The organism is Streptomyces sp. NPDC052396 (genome assembly GCF_044593195.1).
GTDB lineage: Bacteria > Actinomycetota > Actinomycetes > Streptomycetales > Streptomycetaceae > Streptomyces.
Window position 1 is genome coordinate 345,361 of record NZ_JBIUAW010000001.1, and the last position, 19,012, is coordinate 364,372.

20 protein-coding genes and 1 pseudogene are annotated in these 19,012 nt (G+C 70.2%); 11 read left to right on the top strand and 10 right to left on the bottom strand.

Going from position 1 to position 19,012, the window contains the following annotated elements; genetic code table 11:
* The first annotated feature begins 19 nt into the window (after positions 1-19).
* A complete protein-coding gene (locus ACIHFE_RS01625) occupies positions 20-601 on the top strand; it encodes a TetR/AcrR family transcriptional regulator (protein WP_400103431.1) in 582 nt (193 codons plus the stop codon).
* A gap of 168 nt (positions 602-769) precedes the next feature.
* On the opposite strand, the gene ACIHFE_RS01630 is transcribed toward ACIHFE_RS01625, so the two are convergent.
* Positions 770-1,516: an SDR family oxidoreductase gene (locus ACIHFE_RS01630; protein WP_400103432.1), complete on the bottom strand. Its 747-nt coding sequence runs from the start codon at positions 1,514-1,516 to the stop codon at positions 770-772.
* A gap of 74 nt (positions 1,517-1,590) precedes the next feature.
* On the opposite strand from ACIHFE_RS01630, the gene ACIHFE_RS01635 reads away from it, so the two are divergent.
* Positions 1,591-2,202 carry a TetR/AcrR family transcriptional regulator gene (locus tag ACIHFE_RS01635; protein WP_400103434.1) on the top strand — a complete coding sequence of 204 codons (612 nt, stop codon included), beginning with the start codon at positions 1,591-1,593 and terminating at the stop codon, positions 2,200-2,202.
* On the opposite strand, the gene ACIHFE_RS01640 is transcribed toward ACIHFE_RS01635, so the two are convergent.
* The 3 genes from ACIHFE_RS01640 to ACIHFE_RS01650 form a co-directional block, all read right to left on the bottom strand.
* A complete protein-coding gene (locus ACIHFE_RS01640) occupies positions 2,153-2,677 on the bottom strand; it encodes an NUDIX hydrolase (protein ID WP_400103436.1) in 525 nt (174 codons plus the stop codon). The genes ACIHFE_RS01635 and ACIHFE_RS01640 overlap by 50 nt on opposite strands.
* Before the next feature lie 30 nt (positions 2,678-2,707).
* On the bottom strand, positions 2,708-2,983 hold the full coding sequence (locus ACIHFE_RS01645) for a DUF6191 domain-containing protein (protein ID WP_400104388.1): 276 nt from the start codon (positions 2,981-2,983) through the stop codon (positions 2,708-2,710).
* Between the two features lie 74 nt (positions 2,984-3,057).
* A complete protein-coding gene (locus tag ACIHFE_RS01650; RefSeq protein ID WP_400103438.1) occupies positions 3,058-3,555 on the bottom strand; it encodes an FBP domain-containing protein in 498 nt (165 codons plus the stop codon).
* Between the two features lie 68 nt (positions 3,556-3,623).
* Here ACIHFE_RS01650 and ACIHFE_RS01655 point away from each other — a divergent pair, with 68 nt between their 5' ends.
* Positions 3,624-4,211, top strand: a complete 588-nt coding sequence (locus ACIHFE_RS01655) for a TetR/AcrR family transcriptional regulator (RefSeq protein WP_400103440.1) — start codon at positions 3,624-3,626, stop codon at positions 4,209-4,211.
* A 38-nt stretch (positions 4,212-4,249) separates the two neighbouring features.
* Here ACIHFE_RS01655 and ACIHFE_RS01660 read toward each other — a convergent pair whose 3' ends face one another.
* The 4 genes and pseudogenes from ACIHFE_RS01660 to ACIHFE_RS01675 form a co-directional block, all read right to left on the bottom strand.
* Positions 4,250-6,667: a galactose oxidase-like domain-containing protein gene (locus ACIHFE_RS01660; RefSeq protein WP_400103443.1), complete on the bottom strand. Its 2,418-nt coding sequence runs from the start codon at positions 6,665-6,667 to the stop codon at positions 4,250-4,252.
* A pseudogene (locus ACIHFE_RS01665) lies at positions 6,667-7,098 on the bottom strand (GtrA family protein); the annotation flags it as partial. The gene ACIHFE_RS01660 and the pseudogene ACIHFE_RS01665, both read right to left, overlap by 1 nt.
* 65 nt (positions 7,099-7,163) lie before the next feature.
* Complete coding sequence (locus tag ACIHFE_RS01670) at positions 7,164-8,858, bottom strand: ArnT family glycosyltransferase (RefSeq protein WP_400103445.1); 1,695 nt, start codon at positions 8,856-8,858, stop codon at positions 7,164-7,166.
* Positions 8,855-10,111, bottom strand: a complete 1,257-nt coding sequence (locus ACIHFE_RS01675) for a glycosyltransferase (protein ID WP_400103447.1) — start codon at positions 10,109-10,111, stop codon at positions 8,855-8,857. Before ACIHFE_RS01675 ends, ACIHFE_RS01670 begins: the two co-directional genes overlap by 4 nt.
* Positions 10,112-10,323: 212 nt before the next feature.
* Here ACIHFE_RS01675 and ACIHFE_RS01680 point away from each other — a divergent pair, with 212 nt between their 5' ends.
* Both ACIHFE_RS01680 and ACIHFE_RS01685 read left to right on the top strand, forming a co-directional pair.
* Positions 10,324-10,683: a histidine triad nucleotide-binding protein gene (locus tag ACIHFE_RS01680; RefSeq protein WP_400103449.1), complete on the top strand. Its 360-nt coding sequence runs from the start codon at positions 10,324-10,326 to the stop codon at positions 10,681-10,683.
* 4 nt (positions 10,684-10,687) lie between these two features.
* The gene (locus ACIHFE_RS01685; RefSeq protein WP_400103451.1) at positions 10,688-11,596 is read left to right on the top strand and encodes a ribonuclease Z; all 909 of its coding nucleotides are present in this window, start codon (positions 10,688-10,690) and stop codon (positions 11,594-11,596) included.
* Between the two features lie 28 nt (positions 11,597-11,624).
* Here ACIHFE_RS01685 and ACIHFE_RS01690 read toward each other — a convergent pair whose 3' ends face one another.
* Both ACIHFE_RS01690 and ACIHFE_RS01695 read right to left on the bottom strand, forming a co-directional pair.
* The gene (locus tag ACIHFE_RS01690; protein ID WP_400103453.1) at positions 11,625-12,401 is read right to left on the bottom strand and encodes an HAD family acid phosphatase; all 777 of its coding nucleotides are present in this window, start codon (positions 12,399-12,401) and stop codon (positions 11,625-11,627) included.
* A 100-nt stretch (positions 12,402-12,501) separates the two neighbouring features.
* The gene (locus tag ACIHFE_RS01695; RefSeq protein ID WP_400103455.1) at positions 12,502-13,824 is read right to left on the bottom strand and encodes a 6-phospho-beta-glucosidase; all 1,323 of its coding nucleotides are present in this window, start codon (positions 13,822-13,824) and stop codon (positions 12,502-12,504) included.
* A gap of 69 nt (positions 13,825-13,893) precedes the next feature.
* Here ACIHFE_RS01695 and ACIHFE_RS01700 point away from each other — a divergent pair, with 69 nt between their 5' ends.
* The 6 genes from ACIHFE_RS01700 to ACIHFE_RS01725 all read left to right on the top strand — a co-directional run bounded on the left by ACIHFE_RS01700 (position 13,894) and on the right by ACIHFE_RS01725 (position 19,002).
* Positions 13,894-15,054, top strand: a complete 1,161-nt coding sequence (locus tag ACIHFE_RS01700; protein ID WP_400103457.1) for a PfkB family carbohydrate kinase — start codon at positions 13,894-13,896, stop codon at positions 15,052-15,054.
* Between the two features lie 94 nt (positions 15,055-15,148).
* Positions 15,149-16,141, top strand: a complete 993-nt coding sequence (locus tag ACIHFE_RS01705) for a PhoH family protein (protein WP_400103459.1) — start codon at positions 15,149-15,151, stop codon at positions 16,139-16,141.
* Positions 16,142-16,153: 12 nt separating this feature from the next.
* The gene (gene ybeY / locus ACIHFE_RS01710; protein WP_400103461.1) at positions 16,154-16,651 is read left to right on the top strand and encodes an rRNA maturation RNase YbeY; all 498 of its coding nucleotides are present in this window, start codon (positions 16,154-16,156) and stop codon (positions 16,649-16,651) included.
* Positions 16,648-17,940, top strand: a complete 1,293-nt coding sequence (locus ACIHFE_RS01715) for a hemolysin family protein (protein ID WP_400103463.1) — start codon at positions 16,648-16,650, stop codon at positions 17,938-17,940. Before ybeY ends, ACIHFE_RS01715 begins: the two co-directional genes overlap by 4 nt.
* 169 nt (positions 17,941-18,109) lie before the next feature.
* On the top strand, positions 18,110-18,586 hold the full coding sequence (locus tag ACIHFE_RS01720) for a DoxX family protein (protein ID WP_400103465.1): 477 nt from the start codon (positions 18,110-18,112) through the stop codon (positions 18,584-18,586).
* Positions 18,583-19,002, top strand: a complete 420-nt coding sequence (locus tag ACIHFE_RS01725; RefSeq protein ID WP_400103467.1) for an SRPBCC family protein — start codon at positions 18,583-18,585, stop codon at positions 19,000-19,002. The genes ACIHFE_RS01720 and ACIHFE_RS01725 overlap by 4 nt, the downstream gene beginning before the upstream one ends.
* Positions 19,003-19,012: the final 10 nt, after the last annotated feature.

A 19,012-nucleotide genomic window follows, 5' to 3' on the forward strand; every position in this document is an offset into this window, starting at 1 on the left:
AGAGAGTACTCTCCATTACATGCCTAGGCCAGCCCGCTTCGATACCCCGCTCCTCCTCGACGCCGCCGTACGGCTGGCCGCCACGGCCGGCCCCCTCGGGGTGACCATGTCCGCCGTGGCCAAGGAGACCGGCGCCCCGAGCGGCTCGGTCTACCACCGCTTTCCGAGCCGGACGGCGCTGCTGGCCGAGGTGTGGCTGCGGACGGTCGAACGCTTCCAGGAGGGCTACTACGCCGTTCTCGCCACCGAGAGCGACCCCCGCCGGGCAGGCCGGGCGGCCGCCCGGCATGTTGTCGCCTGGTGCCGGGCGCACCCGGACGAGGCCGCGCTGCTGCTCTACGGTGCCGAACAGTTCGGCCGCGCCGACTGGTCCGAGGAGTACGCCGCCCGGGCCGCCGAGGGCAATCGCCGCATCCTCGGCGCCGTCACCGCCCTCGCCGAGGCGCTCGGCGCGACAGGTCCCCGGGCCGCCGAGCGAGTCAGGCTCGCTCTTGTCGACCTGCCGCTCTCCCTGGTCCGCCGTCATCTCCGGGCCGACGAGCCACTGCCGCCACATGCCGAGGAGCTGGCGGAGGAGTGCGCCGCGGCACTGCTCGGGTGAGCGGCGGGAGGCCGCTGTCAGTGGTGGGTGATTCAACGTACGGCGGATCGCGATGCCACGGATAGCGGCGGGGCTCGGCGGGCTGGAATGGGCCGAAGTGGAGGCGGCCATCGTGCCGTTGGTGGCCGGGGCCACCGCCGATGTGGTGGTCTGTGGGCTCCGCTGAGGTCAGCGGCCCATGGGGAGCGTGGCGCCGCCGGTGCAGTCCAGCACGACTCCGGTGATGAATCCGTTCCCGGCGAGCATCCGGATGGCGCGTGCCACCTCCTCGGGCCGGCCGACCCGGCCCACCGGTGTGATGGCGGCCAGCCCGTCGAAGAGCGCCTTGCGTCGCTCGGCCGGAACGCGGTCCCACCACTGGGTGTCGATGACCCCCGGGGACACCGCGTTGACCCGGAGCGGGGCCAGCTCCGCGGCCAGCGGCGGCACCATGGACTCCAGCGCGCCGTTGATCGCGGCGAGCCCCGCCGTCTCGGGTATGGCGCTGTGCGCCGAGGCGGCGCTGACCATGGTCACCGAACCGTCCTTGCGCAGCAGGGGCAGGGCGGCCTGCAGGATGCGCACATACGGCCAGAACTTGGCGTTGAAGCCGGTGGCCAGATCGGCCAGGTCCAGCTGGGCGAACGGGCCGCTGCCCGCCGCGCCGCTGAGCGCCAGCACCAGGTGGTCGACCGGGCCGGACCGGGCGAAGAAGCCATCGATGTCCGTCTGGTCGGCGCCGTCCATCCGGTACGCCGTGATGTTGCCGCCGATGCGCTTGGCGGCCTGGTCCAGCCGCTCCTGGTCGCGCCCGGTGATGGTCACCTCGGCGCCGTCGGCGGCGAACAGGGCCGCTGTCGCCTCGCCGACTCCGGAGCTGCCGCCCATGACGACAACTCGCTGTCCATTCAGTTCCGTTGATCCGTTCTCAGCCATGCCGGAAGTCTTGTCGAGACCATTGGTCTCGTCAAGGGTTTATGATCAAGTCGCAAGTGATCGAGGAGCGAGTCATGGACGAGCGACGCCCCCATACCGGCCGACGCCGCAATGAGCATGTCCGCCAGGCGATCCTGGACGCCGCGCTGCGGCTGCTCGCCTCCGCGCAGGGCGAGCACATCGGCGTGGCGGCCATCGCCCAGGAGGCCGGGGTGGGGAAGCAGACCATCTACCGCTGGTGGCCCTCCAAGGGCGCGGTACTGCTGGAGGCGTTGACCTGGCGCGCCAGGGAGGCGGTGCCGGTGCCCGACACCGGCAGCCTCCGTGCCGATCTGCGCGCGGCGATCGCCGCCACATTCTCGGGCGCCCAGCACTCGTCCACCGCCCCGGCCCTGCGCACGCTGGCCCGTGAGGCGGCCGCCGATCCCCACCTCGCCGAGCTGATGCGGGAGTTCACCGCTGCCCGGCGGGACAGCCTGCGGGGCGTGCTGGCCCGCGGCCAGGAGCGTGGCGAGCTGGCCGCAGACCGTGACCTCGACCTGATGGTGGATCAGATCTATGGGGTCTTCTGGTACCGCTTCCTGCTGGGGCACGCCCCGTTGACGGAGGAGACCGCCGAGCGGCTCACCGACTCACTCATCCCTCCAGCAGGACATACAACAACCCCACCAGCGACCCACTGCTGACGATCTCCCGGCGGTCGATCATGCCGCGCACCCGGTCCAGCGGAATCCACTCGATCCGGTCGGACTCGTTCTTCTCGGTGGGCGGGCCGATATGGGTGGCGTCGTCCGCGCGGAAGACAAAGTGCTGGGAGTCGGTGATGCCATTGGCCGGCTCGGCGTAGATCAGCGGCCGCATGGGGCCCGGGCGCCAGCCGGTCTCCTCCTCGACCTCACGGGCGGCTGTCTCGCCCGGTGTCTCGCCGGGCTCGATCAGGCCCATGGGCAGCTCCCAGGCCCAGGCGTCGGTGATGAAGCGGTGCCGCCACATCATCAGAATCTCGCGGCGGTCGTTGACCACGGCGCCGACCGCCAGGTGGCGCAGCCGCAGCACATGATGTTCCTCGCGGTAGCCGTCGGGCTGTTCGACGTCCACCAGGCAGAGGTTGACCCAGGGGTTGGTGTAGATCTCGCGCTCGCCATAGGTCTTCCACCGCATGCGCACAGCATGGCAGAGGGCGGAGACGGCTCAGCCGCGCCGGATGCGCGCGGTGCCCGCTTCGAGGTCGATGCCCATCCGGGGCGGTGCGCCGTCCTCGGTGTTGTCGCGGCGCAGGAGATCAACCCGGCGCTGTTCCTGCTGCACCCGCTTGTTGGCGTTGAAGAAGGCGTGCAGCTCCTCGGTGGCGGCCGCGCCCGGGCCGAGGCCGGTGCGGCCGGGGCGCCGCAGGAGGTACCGTGCCGAGGCCACGGTGAAGGGGACAATCACCAGAACCGTCATCAGCAGCAGGCTCGTCAGCATCATCACATCCGGTCAACGTGCCCGCGAGCGAAGGCAGTTCCCGGATCGGGTGATGGGAGTGGGCCCACTCCGCCCCGTCACGCGTACAGCTTGTCGACGAACTCCGACAGCCGTCCCATCATCCGCGCCGTCTGCTCCTCCAGCGTCAGCGACTCGGGGAGCCGGGCGCCTATGCCGTCCACCGTCTTCAGGCCGCGCAGATAGAGCGAGCAGGCCAGGTCGGTGCAGATATAGGCGCCGGCCGAGTTGCCCTCGCGGCCGGATGCGCCCGCCTTGCGGGCGGTGAGCAGGGAGACGCCATTGCCGGGGTGGGTGGTCATGCACAGCGAGCACATGCTGCGGTGCAGAAAGCCGCGCTGCTGGGCGGGGAAGCGCAGGGCGATGCCGATGAAGCGGTCCTCGCGCTCCATGACCAGATAGCTGCGGTTGGGCGCGGCGGGGTCGCGCCAGCCCAGGAAGTCCAGGTCCTCCCAGGGGCGTTCGGTCAGGTCGCGGGGCAGGGCGAGGCGATTGGCCTCGCCCTTGGAGCAGTTGATGAAGGACGTACGGATGTCCTTCTCGGTCACGGGCTTCATGGTCCCGGAGCCAATCACGCCTAAACTAATTAGGCAAACAATTAAATGGTCTAGGAAGCGAGGTAATCATGGCACGTGCGGGACTCTCCGCCGACCGCCTCACCAGAGCGGCGGCCGACCTGGCAGACGAGGTCGGCCTGGAGAAGGTCACCATCTCCGCGCTGGCGCGGGGCTTCGGGGTCAAGGACGCCAGCCTGTACTCCCACGTCAAGAACCTTCAGGACCTGCGGGTGCGCCTGGCCCTGCTGGCCGGCGGTGAGCTGATCGACCGGATCGGGGCCGCCGTCGCGGGCCGGGCGGGCAAGGATGCCCTGGTGGCGTTCGCCGATGCCTACCGGGCGTACGCCCTGGCCCACCCCGGCCGGTACGCCGCGACCCAGATCCGGATGGACCCGGCGGTGGTGGCCGAGTCCACCGCCTTCGCCCGGACCGCCGAGATCACCTACGGCATGCTGCGCGCCTATGGGCTGGCGGAGCCGGATCTCACCGATGCGGTGCGGCTGCTGCGCAGCACCTTCCATGGCTTTATCAGCCTGGAGGCCGACGGCGGGTTCGGGCACACCCGCCCGCCGGAGCAGTCCTGGCGGCGGATCGTGGACGCCCTGCATATCGCGCTGGAGAACTGGCCGGGGGATAAGGAGCCGGCCGCCGAGTAGGCAGAGGGCATACCCGGCGGCCGGAGACGGTCAGGCGGTCAGGTGGCGCAGGCCCGCCCGGTCCGCCGGGGATCCAGCCGGAGCGGGTCGGCGGTGCCGTTGACCCGCAGGGTCCCGTAGCCATGGGACTTCAGCCAGGTGCACCGGGCCTGGGTGGTGGCGGCCACCGACTGCGGGAAGACGGTGGGAACGCAGACATCGGCGGTGCCGTAGTGGCGGTCGCAGCCGGAGATCTGCGGGGAGACCGGCTGTGAACCACGCTGCTTCATGGGCGACTTGGCGTCATGGGTCATCCGGTGGGCGAAGTCGTGCACCATGGGCGAGGCCAGCGCCTCCGGACCGCCGAGATGGACCCAGGAGGCGACCGAGGGCACCCCGGAGGCGTCCACCGCGAACAGCATGTACCAGCCGGGCGGCGCCAGATTGGGGTTGCTGGTGACATTGAGGTCGATGGTGGTGCCATCGGCGCCCACCGTCATCGGCAGGTCGACAAAGCGCTGGTTGGGGTCGGAGGAGTGGGTGACCGCCGCCGGGCGGATCAGCTCGGCCTTGACCACCGGGCGGTCCACCGTGATGCGCTGGGTGCTGGCGTATTGCCACGTGTCACCGGCCACCGAAGTGATCTGCGGCCGGGCCCCCTTGAAGAGATAGGGCGGGGTGTAGATGGAGACATGGTCGTCAAAGGTGCCGTTGCCGGGGTTGTCACCGACCGCCATCACCCGGCCGTCCGGCAGCAGGAAGGCCGAGGAGTGGTACGTCCGCGGGATCGGGTCGGTGGCCATGCCCGGCTGGAAGGTGTTGCTCGCCGGGTTGAACATGGACGCCTCATAGACCGGATCGGCCCGGTCGTGCAGCCCGCCGCCGGTCTCCAGCACCTTGCCGTCCGGCATCAGCACCGCGGAGACATACATCTTGCCCTGGGCGCCGGTCTCCGGCCTGGGGCCCTGGCCCATGTCCACGGTGCCCTGCGGCAGCAACGGGCCCGGCAGATAACGGGGGTTGGCCTGCTTGAGGTCGATCAGGTCGGTGAGCCGGCTCGCCTCCGGGTTGGAGTTGACATTGCCGCCGCCCATGGTCAGCACCCGCTGGTCCTGGGCGGGCGGCAGCAGGACGCTCATCGACTGGTCGCGGTGGTCCTTGTCCTGGAGACCGGGGACATCGGTGATGGTGTTGGCGTTGTAGTCATAGACGGAGGAGCCGGTGCCGGGAGTGCCGTTGCCGAACACATGGCTGCCCGAGTAGAAGAGCCGCCCGTCCTGCATCAGGATCATCGAGGGGTACAGGCCCCAGTACGACCAGGTCTGGTTGACCTGGTTGGCGGGCAGCCACTTCTGCTGGGCGGCGGAGAACTTCTGGGCGGTCACATTGCCGGTGGAGTCCTGCTTGAGGCCGCCGAAGGTGATCACATCACCATTGCCGAGGATGGTCGCGGAGGGATACCAGTGGCCGTCGTCCAGGTCGTTGACCTTGAGGTATGACTCGGTGTCCGGGTCGAAGAGATAGCTGTCCCTGAGCCCCTCATAGCCGTGGCTGCCGTCGGCCGCCGGATAGGACTTGTTGCCGCTCATGATCAGCACGCGCCCGTCGGACAACTGGACATGGCCGCCGCAGAACATGTCCACCGGGGTGGGAATGGTCTTGAACGAGCCGGTCCTCGGGTCGTAGACGGCGGAGGAGAAGGTGCCCGCCTTGAACAGGTCCGGATTGTTGCCGGAGCCGGCCACCAGCAGCACCTTGCCGTTGTGCAGGACCACCGAGTGCATGCTGCGCACCGGGTTGCGGAACGGCATCACCTGCCAACTGCCCTTGGTACAGGCGTCTCCCGCGGTGCACACCACCCCGGTGGCGGGCTGGGTGGCGTCCTCCATGTCGTAGTCGTCGGAGACCACGGTGCCCGGCCCGTAAAGCGAGATGCCCCAGGTGAGCTGGTCGGTGTTGGGCGGGACCACCGGGGTGCGGACCGACGCCTGGGTGTAACCCTCACTGGCCGTCAGGGACTTGAGATCGGTCCAGTACTGCCAGCCGTCCTTGACGTCATGCCGGAAGACGGTGATGGCCGCGTCCGGAGTGGTGGACTTGTACCAGAGCGACAGGTCGTACTGACGGGACGGCGTCACATCGGGGGCGCAGGAGGCGGACTCCAGCATCATCGCCTTGCGGTCGCCGCTCACCCGGCGGGTCATGGTGAGGGAGAGTGCCTTGTTGCCGCTGTGTGCCTGATCGGGGCCGGTGACGCTGACCGTGAAGTCATTGTCGCCCCAGCCCGACTTCTCCCAGCAGGTGGGCAGGGAGTCCGAACCCATGGACTCAAAGCCGGGGTTGACCACCAGATTGGAGCCGGCCCGGGCCGGGCCGGGAGTGGCCAGCAGCAGGCCGAAGGAGGCTCCGGTGGCCAGGAGGAGGGCTCCGGCGGCCCTGGTGCGTCTGGCTCTGAGGAACGTGGTGCGTAGGGCCACTAATGATCCCTTCTGCGTCGACGGTGGCGCCCGGGGCGGGTGCGGGGGAGATAGACCAGGGCCTCCGTGGCCACAAAGCGCAGCACAAAGGTGGTGAACAGGGCGAGCGTGGTGGCGGCCAGCACTCCCATGTGCAGCACACCGACCAGGAGGGCGATCAGCGGAATGCGCAGCAGCAGATCGGCATTGGCCAGCAGGGTGAAGCGCAGCACCCGGTCCGCCCAGTGGCGGTGGCCGCGGCGGTTGCGGAAGAGCAGTACCTCGGTGAGGAGGAAGTTCCACAGCACGCCGAACTGGTTGGCGACGATCTCGGCCGGGAGGTAGTACATCCCGGCCGAGATCAGCAGCTTGAGGCCGAGGAGGTTGGGCAGGAAGCCGGTGAGGCCGATCAGGCCGAAGGTGACCAGCCGGGCCAGCGGGAGCCCAAGCCGTTTGCGCGGCGGGCCGGTGGGCGGGGCGTCCGGGCCGGCCGAGGCGCGCAGGGTGTCGGGTACGGTCATCGGCCGGCCTTGGTGACCCGGCGGATCTCTATCCGGCCCTCGCCGTCACCGAAGACGGCCACGGGCCGGGAGTTGCGCAGGGCGGCCTGCACCAGCGGGAGGCTGACGGCGTCCCGGCGCACGGTCGGCGAGGCGACCACATAGTCCAGGTCGCGCCAGCCGCGCGGCAGGGTGCTGCCGACCGCCGGGTCGAGGTCGGCCTTGTAGAACCAGATCACCCCGGTGCCGGGCCGGTAGCCGGAGTGCACCAGGTCCAGCCAGATGGCATCGTCGGCGAGCACCCGGGTGCGGGCCGGCTCCGGCACCCGGGCGGGGTCGCCCAGCCAGGAAGCGGCCTGCCGGTAGGGCGCGTTGGCGTCGGTGGTCAGTGCGATCCGGTCGCCGTGGTACCAGCGGGGGACGACGAGCAGGGCGCAGCCGGCGGCGAGGGCGGCGACGGCGATACGGCGTGCGGGGGCGCCGGGGGCGCGTGGGATGGGCGTGAGGCGTGGTGTCGCCAACCCGCCTGCGGCGACGTCCGGCAGGCAGGCCCCCGGTGTCGCCGGTCTCCGCATCGGCAGGCGTCCCCGCAGCACCGCATGGGTCAGCGAGGCCGCCACCCCCGCCAGGGACAGCGCCAGGAAGGGCAGGGCCTGGATGATGTACATGGCCGGCAGATAGCCGGAGGGGCGCAGGGCGACCAGGGCCAGGATGGCGGCGGCCAGGGCGGGGCCGGCCAGGGCGCGGCCGGTGACCGACCAGCGGGCCGAGGCCAGCACCAGCATCGTGGCCACCAGGCCGCCCAGCGGCAGCACCGCGTCGTAGTAGAGCCAGGAGTGCAGGGCGGCGTGCGCGCCGGAGTGCGGGTCCAGGATGAAGCCCGAACCGGCCCGGCTCATCTGGTACTTGATGCCGTCGGTCAGCGAGACATGGCCGGGCCCGGGGAACAGCTCATTGTTGAGCAGTGCGTAGAGCGGATAGGTCAGGCCGATCAGGCCGCAGGCGGTGACCGCTCCGGTCACCGCGAATTTACGGGTGTCGCGGTGGCTGTGCCGCCACATGGTGACCAGCAGCGCGGGCAGCACCACCAGCATGGTCTCCTTGGACAGCACCGAGACCGCGGCCGCCAGCCCGGCCCCGAAGTGGTGCCAGAGGTGACGTCTGGGGGAGGCGGCCAGGCAGAAGGCCAGCAGCATCCACAGCACGGCGATGTTGTCCAGGAAGATCTCCCGCTGGAGGACCACCGCCAGCGGGGACAGCCCGAACAGGGCCATCGCCAGGGCGGCCGCCCAGCGCGGCAGGCCCAGCCGCCGGGCCAGGACATGGAGCAGCACCGCGCTCACCGCCGTCACCAGCAGCATGACCAGCCGCATCGGGGCCACCGAGAGGGTGTGCGGGGCGAGCTCCGAGGGCAGCCAGGAGACCACCGCCAACTGCAGCCAGCCCAGCGGCGGATGGTCGTACCAGTAGGTGTAGTGCGCCAGGCCCTTGCCCTGCTGGACGGCCCAGGCCTGGGCGAGATAGGTCCCCTCGTCGTCGCTCAACGCCGGGAAGCCGGTGGTGTTCCAGCCCTGGACGCAGACGATCACGGTCAGCACCGCCGCGCAGACCAGCAGATCGGGGCGGGAGGCGCGCAGTCCGGGCACCGGTGCGGGGGGCATGGCGAGCGGCAGCCGCTCCCGGCTCGGTGCGGTGGGCAGGGTGGTGGTCATGCGGGCACGTTTTCTCCGGTGAGGTGCGCGCCGACATGACTGGTGAGCTCCCAGTCGCTGCGGCCGCGCTGCTCCCGCCAGACCGCGCGGATCGCGGCCCCGGCGAGCAGAAGCTGGTAGAACGGGCCGCCGGCCACCAGCTTGGCGTAGTGCACCAGCCGGACCCGGAGCCCGTACTGGACGCCGAAGTCATGCAGTCCGACGACCTCGAAGGCGAAGGTGACAAAGGCGGTGATCGCGGGCAGGAAGGCCACGATGGTGACGCCCACCGGGACGTCGGGCAGCAGCGCGATACCGATGTCAATGGGGATGATCACGCCGGTGAACGCCTGCATAAACGGCGTCATCAGGGTGTAGCGGGCCAGCAGGCGCTGGGCCAGGGTGGGCAGTTGGCGCCAGTCCCCCTTGCGGTAGACCTGAAGGAAGCCCTGGTTCCAGCGGGTTCGCTGTTTGAGCAGGCTCATCAGGGAGCCGGGGGTCTCCTCCCGGGTGACCATCTCCGAGTCATAGGCGACCACCACCCGCTTGCCCCGGCTGGACAGCCGCACCCCCAGATCGCAGTCCTCGGCAAGGCAGTTGGGATCCCAGCCGTCGGCCTCGCGCAGCACCTCGGTGCGGACAAAGACGGTGTTGCCGCCCAGCGGAATAAAGCCCTTCGCCGCATGCAGATGCAGCCGGCTGCGGAACCAGAAGAAGTACTCCAGGCAGTTGCGCAGGCTGTACCAGCTGGAGTGGAAGTTGATCAGCTGGACGCCGCCCTGCACCACATCCGCCCCGGTGGCGCGGAAGGCGTGGTCGACATGGCTGAGCAGCTCCGGGTGGACCTGGTCCTCGGCGTCGAAGACGCCCACCACCTGGCCCCGGCAGTGCGGCAGCGCGGTGTTGAGCGCCTTGGGCTTGTTCTTCTTCTCATGGGTGTCCACGATCACCCGTACCCGCTCCGGCGCGGTGGCGGCCACCCGCCCGGCGACCTCGGCGGTCTCCGGGTCGTCATGACCGACGATCACCAGCACCTCGAAGTCCCCATGGGTGGACTCCAGTAGCCGGGTGACGGTGTGCTCCAGTACGGCCTGTTCATGGCGGGCCGGCACCAGCAGCGAGAAGGACAACGCACCCTCGCCGCTGGGCGGGTGGAAGCGGGTGGCGGCCAGCGTCTCCGGTGTGCGCCAGGCGTGCATCTGCCACCACAGGGTGAAGGCCGCCATCCAGAACAGGGCCAGCGAGATCAGGCAGACAACGGCGGAAATGAACAAATGCCCCCCTTGGAACTGCCATGGTCTGCCGTGGCATCACACATGCACTCCCCAGTACGTGTGTTCTGCACATGGAGAGAGTAAGGGGGGAAGGTGAAGTCCGGGTGCGGAACCGATAAAACCTTGTTTCACAAATATCTCTGCCGGGGTCCGCCGCCCCGCCCGGTAACATCCGCACCACAGTGAGCAAACGACCTCCAAGGAGCTGAGCGGTGGCGGGAGAACCGCAGGCGGACTGCCTGTTTTGCAAGATCGTCGCGGGGGAGGTGCCGGCGACCGTCGTCCGGGAGACCGAGACCACCGTCGCGTTCCGGGACATCAACCCCCAGGCGCCCACCCATGTCCTGGTGATCCCCAAGGTGCACTACCCGGACGCCGCCTCGCTGGCCGCCGCCGAGCCCCAGGTCATCGTCGACATACTGCGGGAGTCCGGCGAGATCGCGGCCGAGGAGGGCGTGGCGGACAAGGGCTACCGGGTCGTCTTCAACACCGGTTCCGGCGCCGGCCAGACCGTCTTCCACGCCCATCTGCACGTCCTCGGCGGGCGCGGGCTCAACTGGCCGCCCGGGTAGTCCGTTGTCCGTCCGCGAACTGGTGATCCTGGGCACCGCCAGCCAGGTGCCCACCCGACACCGCAACCACAATGGCTATGTGCTGCTCTGGGACGGCGAGGGCCTGCTGTTCGACCCCGGCGAGGGCACCCAGCGGCAGATGCTGCGCGCCGGGGTGGCGGCCCATGACCTCACCCGGATCTGTGTCACCCACTTCCATGGCGACCACTCGCTGGGCCTGGCCGGGGTGATCCAGCGGATCAACCTGGACCGGGTGCCGCACCCGGTCACCGCCCACTACCCGGCCAGCGGGCAGCGGTTCTTCGAACGGCTGCGGTACGCCACCGCGTACAAGGAGACCGTCAAGCTGGCGCCGGAGCCGGTCTCCGGCGCGCGCCAGGTGCTGGCCCGTACCAAGGGGTACGAGCTCACCGCGCGCCGGCTGTCGCATCCGGTGGAGTCCTATGGCTACCGCCTGGTGGAGCCGGACGGCCGGCGGATACTGCCCGGGCGGCTGGCCGAACACGGCATCGCCGGGCCGGACATCGGCCGGCTGCAGCGCGAGGGGTCGTTCAACGGCGTCACCCTGGACGAGGTGAGCGAGTTCCGGCGCGGCCAGCGCTTCGCCTTCATCATGGACACCCGGCTCTGCGCGGGGGTCCATGAACTGGCCGAGGGCTGCGACCTGTTGGTGATCGAGTCCACCTTCACCGACGAGGACCAGGTGCTGGCCACCGAGCACGGCCATCTCACCGCGGGCCAGGCGGCCCGGGTGGCCGCCGAGTCCGGGGTGCGGCACCTGGTGCTGACGCACTTCTCCCAGCGCTATGACGACCCGGCGGTCTTCGAACGGCAGGCCCGGGCGGCGGGCTTCGAGGGTGAACTCACCGTCGCCCGGGACCTGACGCGGGTGCCGGTGCCCAAGCGGGCCTAGCCGCTCGGGCGTTCAGGCGCTCAGGCGCTTACGGCAGGAAGTACATCGGGTTCGGCAGCTTGTAGGTGCGCTCGCTGTAGCCGCCCTTGAGGTCGCTGTACTGGTCGCCGAAGTTGGCGACGATGCGGTAGCCCTCGGACTCGATGTGCTTGCGGGTGCCCGACTTGTACTCGATGGTGGTGCACTTGGCGCCGCAGGACAGGTACGCCGGCGGGGTCTTCTTGTTCTTCAGGAAGAAGTGGGCCCGGTCGGCCACCGGCTTGTAGCCCGCGGTCTTCAGGTTGCGCACGCTCCAGGCCCGCTGGTGCTCGTCCCGGCCGGTGACATAGAAGACCGTGATGCCCTTGGACTGCGCCCAGTTGACCAGCTTGGGCATGCCGAAGACGGCCGGCATGTCGGTGGACTTCAGGTACGCGTCCTGGGACTGCGGCGTGAAGGCGAAGCCCTGCTGGAGCTCGTAGTTGTAGGTGAGCAGGGTGGTGTCGTCCACGTCCAGCACGATGGCCGGCTTGACCTTGTTGTGCTTGGCGTTCCTGACCACCTGCTCCAGCTGCTGCTTGGCCGTGGCCTCGATGCCCGCGACCTGCTTGGCGTAGTTGCTCTTGGCCGAGGCCCAGTGCTGACCCTTGGCGTCCACGGTGTCGCCGTAGTACGCCTTGATCTTGTCCTGGACCTGGGTGAGGTTCGGGATCTCCTTGTCGGTGACCGGAACCGAGTGGCCGGCGGTGGCCGCCCCGGCGGCGTACAGTCCGGCGCCGACGGCAAGGGCGGCGGTGGCTGCGGCGATACGGACGCGCGTAGACACGTGTTAACTCCTGTTAAACAAGGACGGGTGCAGCGCGAAGCTAGGGCCTGGCGCCGCACCCGGTCAATGTCGCCCTGATCACGCCGGGGTCAGGCCGGGGTCAGGCCGCCGCCAGGTCCAGGATGCGGGCCGCCACCGCCGGGGAGTCCACCAGCGGATGCAGGGCCAGGGCGCGCAGCGCCAGATCCCCGTCCCGGCCCAGCGCCGCCTCGATCGCGGCCCGTTCCACCGCCTTGAGCTGGAACATCAGCCCCAGCTGGTCCTCCCGCAACGGGGCACAGGGCAGCGGCTGGGCACCCTTGGCGCTCACCTCGCAGACCGTCTCGATGATCGCCTCATGGTCCAGCTCCGGGACGGTGCCGCCATTGCGCACATTGAGGATCAGCCGGGTGCGCTCGTCCCGGGACACCGCCCGCATCAGCGCCAGCGCCACCCGGTCATAGCCCCCGCCCGCCAGATCGCAGGAGTCGCGCTGCCAGCCCCCGCTGGCCGCCCGGCTGTCGGCCATATAGGTCTCCTCGCGCTGCCGCCAGGTGCGCTCCCACAGCTCGAAGGCCCGCCGGGGATCGGCCGCCGCCTTGGCGAAGAAGCCGCCCTGCTGCTCCTGGAGGAACTCCCCCCGGGTCTGCGCGGCCTGACGTACCGCCTGGAGGGTCTCCCGGCGGAAGTAGTAGTAGTGCAGATACTCGTTGGGCAGCGAGCCCAGTGCCCGCAGCCAGCGGCCGCCGAACAGCCTGCCCTCCTCGATGCCGGCCAGCGCCGCGTCGTCCGCCAGCAGGCCGGGCAGCAGTTCCCGGCCTTCGCTGCGCAACGACCGCAGCCAGCCGAGGTGGTTGAGACCCACATAGTCGTACTCGGCCAGCTCGGCGTTGACGCCGAGCGCCCGGGCGGCCCGGCGCACCAGGCCCACCGGGGAGTCGCAGATCCCGATCACCCGGTCACCCAGCACCGAGGACATCGCCTCGGTCACCATGCCGGCCGGGTTGGTGAAGTTGATGACCCATGCGTCCGGTGCCCATTCCGCCACCAGTTCGGCGATCTCCATGGCCACCGGGACGGTCCGCAGCCCGTAGAGCACACCCCCGGCGCCGACCGTCTCCTGTCCCAACACCCCCTCGGCCAGGGCGATCCGCTCATCACGGGCCCGGCCCGCGGTACCGCCCACTCTGATCGCCGAGAACACGAAGTCGGCCCCGTCCAGGGCCTCTTGGAGGGTCGGGGCGATCCGCACCGAGGGGGCGCCCGGCACCCCTTGCTCCTGCGCCGCCAGCACCGCGGAGATCACCCCCGCGCGGGTCGAATCCGTGTCGTAGAGCACGAGTTCGGTGACGCGGCCCGGCGCATCGCGCCGCGCGTCCTCCAGAAGAGCCCGGTGCACCAAAGGCACCCGGAAACCACCGCCGCCGAGAATTGTCAGCCTCATGGCCGGAACGTACCGCAGCATCGGGCAGACTGTCCGGAACCGCCCCTGCGAGAGGAGCAGCGAGCCCGTATGCCGAATTCGTCCTCTTCCGCTTCCGCTTCCGCCGCGTGCCCCCAGGCGCCCCAGGCCGCCTTCGAGGGCCCGGCACCGGTCCTCGATCCGCTGGCCGAGGTCCGTTCCGGGGACGATCCGGCCACCGATGTCTTCCTGACCGGCACCGTCTTCCTGGACATCATCTTCACCGGCCTGGACTCCGCCCCGGTGCGCGGCACCGAGTCCTGGGCCCGCGGCATGGGCTCCAGCCCCGGCGGCATCGCCAATATGGCCACCGCGCTGGCCCGGCTGGGCCTGCGCACCTCGCTGGCCGCCGCCTTCGGTGACGATATGTACGGCGAGTACTGCTGGGAGGCGCTCTCCCGGGGCGAGGGCATCGACCTGAGCAAGTCCCGGGTGGTGCCCGGCTGGCACTCCCCGGTCACCGTCTCCATGGCCTACGAGGGCGAACGGACCATGGTCTCGCACGGGCACGAGGCGCCCGAGACGCCCAAGCCCGAGTGCCCCGGGCCGGCCCGGGCCGCGGTGGCCCTGCTGGTGCCCGGCAAGCGCGAGGAGTGGATCGCCAACGCCGCCCGCCGCGGCAGCCGGGTCTTCGCCGATGTGGGCTGGGACGACAGCGGCCGCTGGGACCCGGGCGACCTCGCCGACCTGGAGCACTGCGAGGCCTTCCTGCCCAACGCCGAGGAGGCCATGCGCTACACCCGCACCGACTGCCCGCGCGCCGCCGCCCGGGCGCTGGCCGAGCGGGTGCCGCTGGCCGTGGTGACCATGGGCGAGCGCGGGGCGTACGCGGCCGACGGCCGCACCGGGGAGACCGCCGAGGTCCCGGCGATCGCGGTGGAGGCCCTGGACCCCACCGGCGCCGGGGATGTCTTCGTGGCCGGCTTTGTCACCGGCACCCTGGCCGACTGGCCGCTGGCCGACCGGCTGGCCTTCGCCTGCCTGACCTCGGCCCTGTCCGTCCAGGAGTTCGGCGGCTCGCTCTCCGCCCCCGGCTGGGTGGAGATCGCCGCCTGGTGGCAGCACCTGCGCTCCTATGACGACCAGACCGCGGACGCGCTGCGCCGCTACTCCTTCCTGGACGGGGTGCTGCCCAGCGCCGCCCGGCCCTGGCCACTGCGCCGGGCGGTGCCCACCCTGGGCTTCCGGGCCCGCTCGGCCCAGGGCCGGTAAAACCCCTCGGAGCGGTCCGGACACCGTCGTACCCTGGAGTCACCAAGGTTTCTCGACAGAGAAAGAGGGGTTGAGCAGGCCAGAGAGCCGGCCCATGACTCAGACACCCACACGACCGCAGGCACAGGCCCGCTTCACCGTCCCGGCCAAGCACCCCATGGTGACCGTACTGGGCTCCGGCGACCGCCTGCTGCGCGTGATCGAGAAGGCTTTTCCGGCCACCGACATCCATGTCCGTGGCAATGAGGTCAGCGCTACCGGGGAGCAGCGTGAAGTCGCCCTCGTTCAGCGCCTGTTCGACGAGATGATGCTGGTGCTCCGGACCGGTGCGCCGATGACGGAGGACGCGGTGGAACGCTCGATCGCCATGCTGCGCGACGAGGAGAGCCAGACCGAGACGCCTGCCGAGGTGCTCACCCAGAACATCCTCTCCAGCCGGGGCCGCACCATCCGTCCCAAGACGCTCAACCAGAAGCGCTATGTGGACGCCATCGACAAGCACACCGTGGTCTTCGGCATCGGCCCCGCCGGTACCGGCAAGACCTATCTGGCCATGGCCAAGGCGGTGCAGGCGCTGCAGTCCAAGCAGGTCAACCGGATCATCCTGACCCGGCCCGCGGTCGAGGCGGGGGAGCGGCTGGGCTTCCTGCCCGGCACCCTCTACGAGAAGATCGACCCCTATCTGCGGCCGCTCTACGACGCCCTGCACGACATGCTGGACCCCGACTCCATCCCACGGCTGATGGCCGCCGGGACGATCGAGGTGGCGCCGCTGGCCTATATGCGCGGCCGGACGCTCAACGACGCCTTCATCATCCTCGACGAGGCCCAGAACACCAGCCCCGAGCAGATGAAGATGTTCCTCACCCGGCTGGGCTTCGACTCCAAGATCGTGATCACGGGTGACATCACCCAGATCGACCTTCCGGGCGGCACCAGCGGCCTGCGCCAGGTCAGGGAGATCCTCCAGGGCGTGGAGGACGTCCACTTCTCCCTGCTCACCAGCAATGACGTGGTGAGGCACAAGCTGGTGGGCCGTATTGTCGACGCGTACGACAGGTACGACAGCAGCCGCGAAGGAAAGTAGCCACTGAGCACCATGGCGATCGACGTCAACAACGAATCCGGCACCGAGGTGGACGAGCAGGCGATCCTGGACGTCGCCCGCTACGCCCTGGCCCGGATGCGCATCCACCCGCTCTCCGAGCTGTCGGTCATCGTGGTCGACACCGAGGCCATGGAACAGCTGCACATCCAGTGGATGGACCTGCCCGGGCCGACCGATGTGATGTCCTTCCCGATGGACGAGCTGCGTCCGCCGGCCAAGGACGACGAGGAGCCCCCGCAGGGCCTGCTCGGCGACATCGTGCTCTGCCCGGAGGTCGCCAAGCAGCAGGGCGAGGCGGCGCCGACCGGGCACTCCATGGACGAGGAGCTCCAGCTGCTCACCGTGCACGGGGTGCTGCACCTGCTCGGCTATGACCACGAGGAACCCGACGAGAAGGCCGAGATGTTCGGCCTGCAGGCCGCGATCATCGACGGCTGGCGTGCCGAGCGCGGCATCGAAGGGGCCTCCCCGGCTCCGACGATCACGTGACCGGTCAACTGATCGCCGCCGCGGTCCTGCTCCTGGTCGTCGCCTGGCTCGCCGCCTGCGCCGAGACCGGACTGACCGTCACCACCCGCTATGGCGCCGAGGAGGTGCTGCGCTCGGGACGGCGCGGCGGCGCCAAGCTGATGGCGGTGGCCGCCGACCCCACCCGCTATCTCAATGTGGCGCTGCTGCTCCGCATCACCTGTGAGATGGCGGCCGGGGTGCTGGTCACCTATGTCTGTCTGCACTCCTTCGCCCAGACCTGGCAGGCGCTGCTGACCGCGGTCGTGGTGATGGTGCTGGTCTCCTATGTGGCCGTCGGCGTCTCGCCGCGCACCATCGGCCGCCAGCACCCGCTGGGCACCGCCATCGCCGCCGCCTATGTCCTGCTGCCGCTGGCCCGGATCATGGGCCCGGTGCCCCGGCTGCTGATCCTGCTGGGCAACGCCCTCACCCCCGGCAAGGGCTTCCGGATGGGCCCCTTCGCCTCCGAGGCGGAGCTGCGGGCCATGGTGGACCTGGCGGAGCGGGAGTCGCTGATCGAGGACGACGAACGCCGCATGGTGCACTCGGTCTTCGAGCTGGGGGACACCCTGGTGCGCGAGGTGATGGTGCCGCGCACCGACCTGGTGGTCATCGAGCGCGGCAAGACCATCCGGCAGGCGCTCACCCTGGCGCTGCGCTCCGGCTTCTCCCGGATCCCGGTCACCGGGGAGAACGAGGACGACATCGTCGGCATCGTCTACCTCAAGGACCTGGCCCGGAAGACACACATCAGCCGGGACGCGGAGAGCGAGCTGGTCTCCACGGCCATGCGGCCGGCGGTGTTCGTCCCGGACACCAAGAACGCCGGCGACCTGCTGCGCGAGATGCAGCAGGAGCGCAACCACTGCGCGGTGGTGATCGACGAGTACGGCGGCACGGCCGGCATCGTCACCATCGAGGACATCCTGGAGGAGATCGTCGGTGAGATCACCGACGAGTACGACCGGGAACTGCCGCCGGTGGAGGAACTGGGCGACGAGCGCTACCGGGTGACCGCCCGGCTGGACATCGGCGACCTCGGCGAGCTCTACGGTCTGGAGCTGGACGACGAGGACGTGGAGACGGTGGGCGGCCTGCTGGCCAAGCGGCTGGGCCGGGTGCCGATCGCGGGGGCGGTGGCGGAGGTTCCGCTCATCTCGGCGGGACCGGATCCCCTGCTGACGGCGCTTCGCCTGACGGCGGAGGCGGCGGCGGGGCGGCGGAACCGGATCGTGACGGTGCTGGTGGAGCCGGTGCGGAGCGTTTGATTCTGTGGGGGGCGTTCGTCGCCGGGTGCGGGCTGTTCTGTGGCTGGTCGCGCCCACGCGGCGGAGCCGCATAACGAAGCCGCCCCGCGCCCCTGAGGGGCGCACCCCCGACCGGAGCAATCCGGTATATAGGGCGCATACCATGCGCCGCCCCGGTTACCCGGGGGCAATGGTCCTGCTCAAAGCCCTCGCCCGCCCGCTGCTCGCAGCCTCCTTTGTCTCCAGTGGCCTGCAAACCCTGGATCCGCCGGAACCGCTGGTCCAGTCCGCCGCCCCCGTGGCCCTGGCCATCGCCGAGCGCGTACCCGGCCTGCCACGGGACGCCCGTACCCTCGTCCGTCTCAACGGCGCCGTGCATGTCGCCGCCGGCGCCCTGCTGGCCCTCGGCAGGGTCCCCCGGACCGCCGCGCTGACGCTGGCGGCCAGCCTGGTCCCCACCACGCTGGCCGGCCACGCCTTCTGGCGGGAGGAGGACCAGTTCAAACGGATGCAGCAGAAGATCCACTTCATGAAGAACGCCTCCATCATGGGCGGTCTGCTGATCACCGCCGCGACGGCCGGGAACACCCGGCACCGGCACCGCCACCGGGCCGGTCAGCGCACCAGGTGCTGTCCGCTCCGCCGGCCGCAGGGCAGCCATCGATGAGCGAGTTCGAACGGTCCCGTGACATGCCCGCACTGCCCGAGATGGTCTTCAACGAGGCCTGCGACCTGGGGCACCTGGCCAGCTGGCTGCCCAGCGATCTGCATGTCCACCCACAGAGCCCGCCCTCGGTCACCGTCCACGAGGACCGTACCGGCGAGGACTCCGCCGCCCTGGTGCGCACCGAGCAGGACAGCCTGCGGATGGAGTGGGGCACCAAGGAGGCCGGCCGCTACCACGGCTGGCTCCAGGTGAGCGCGGTCAACGGCGGCACCAGCGCGGTGACGGTGCATCTGACCTTCTTCGACGAGTCGCACGCGCCCGAGCCCGCCGCCATCGAGAAGGCACTGGACCAGAGCCTGGCCCGGCTGGAGGAGCAGGTCCGGATGCGGGGCGAGGCACCGGAGGGGCCGGGCTGACCCGGCCGCG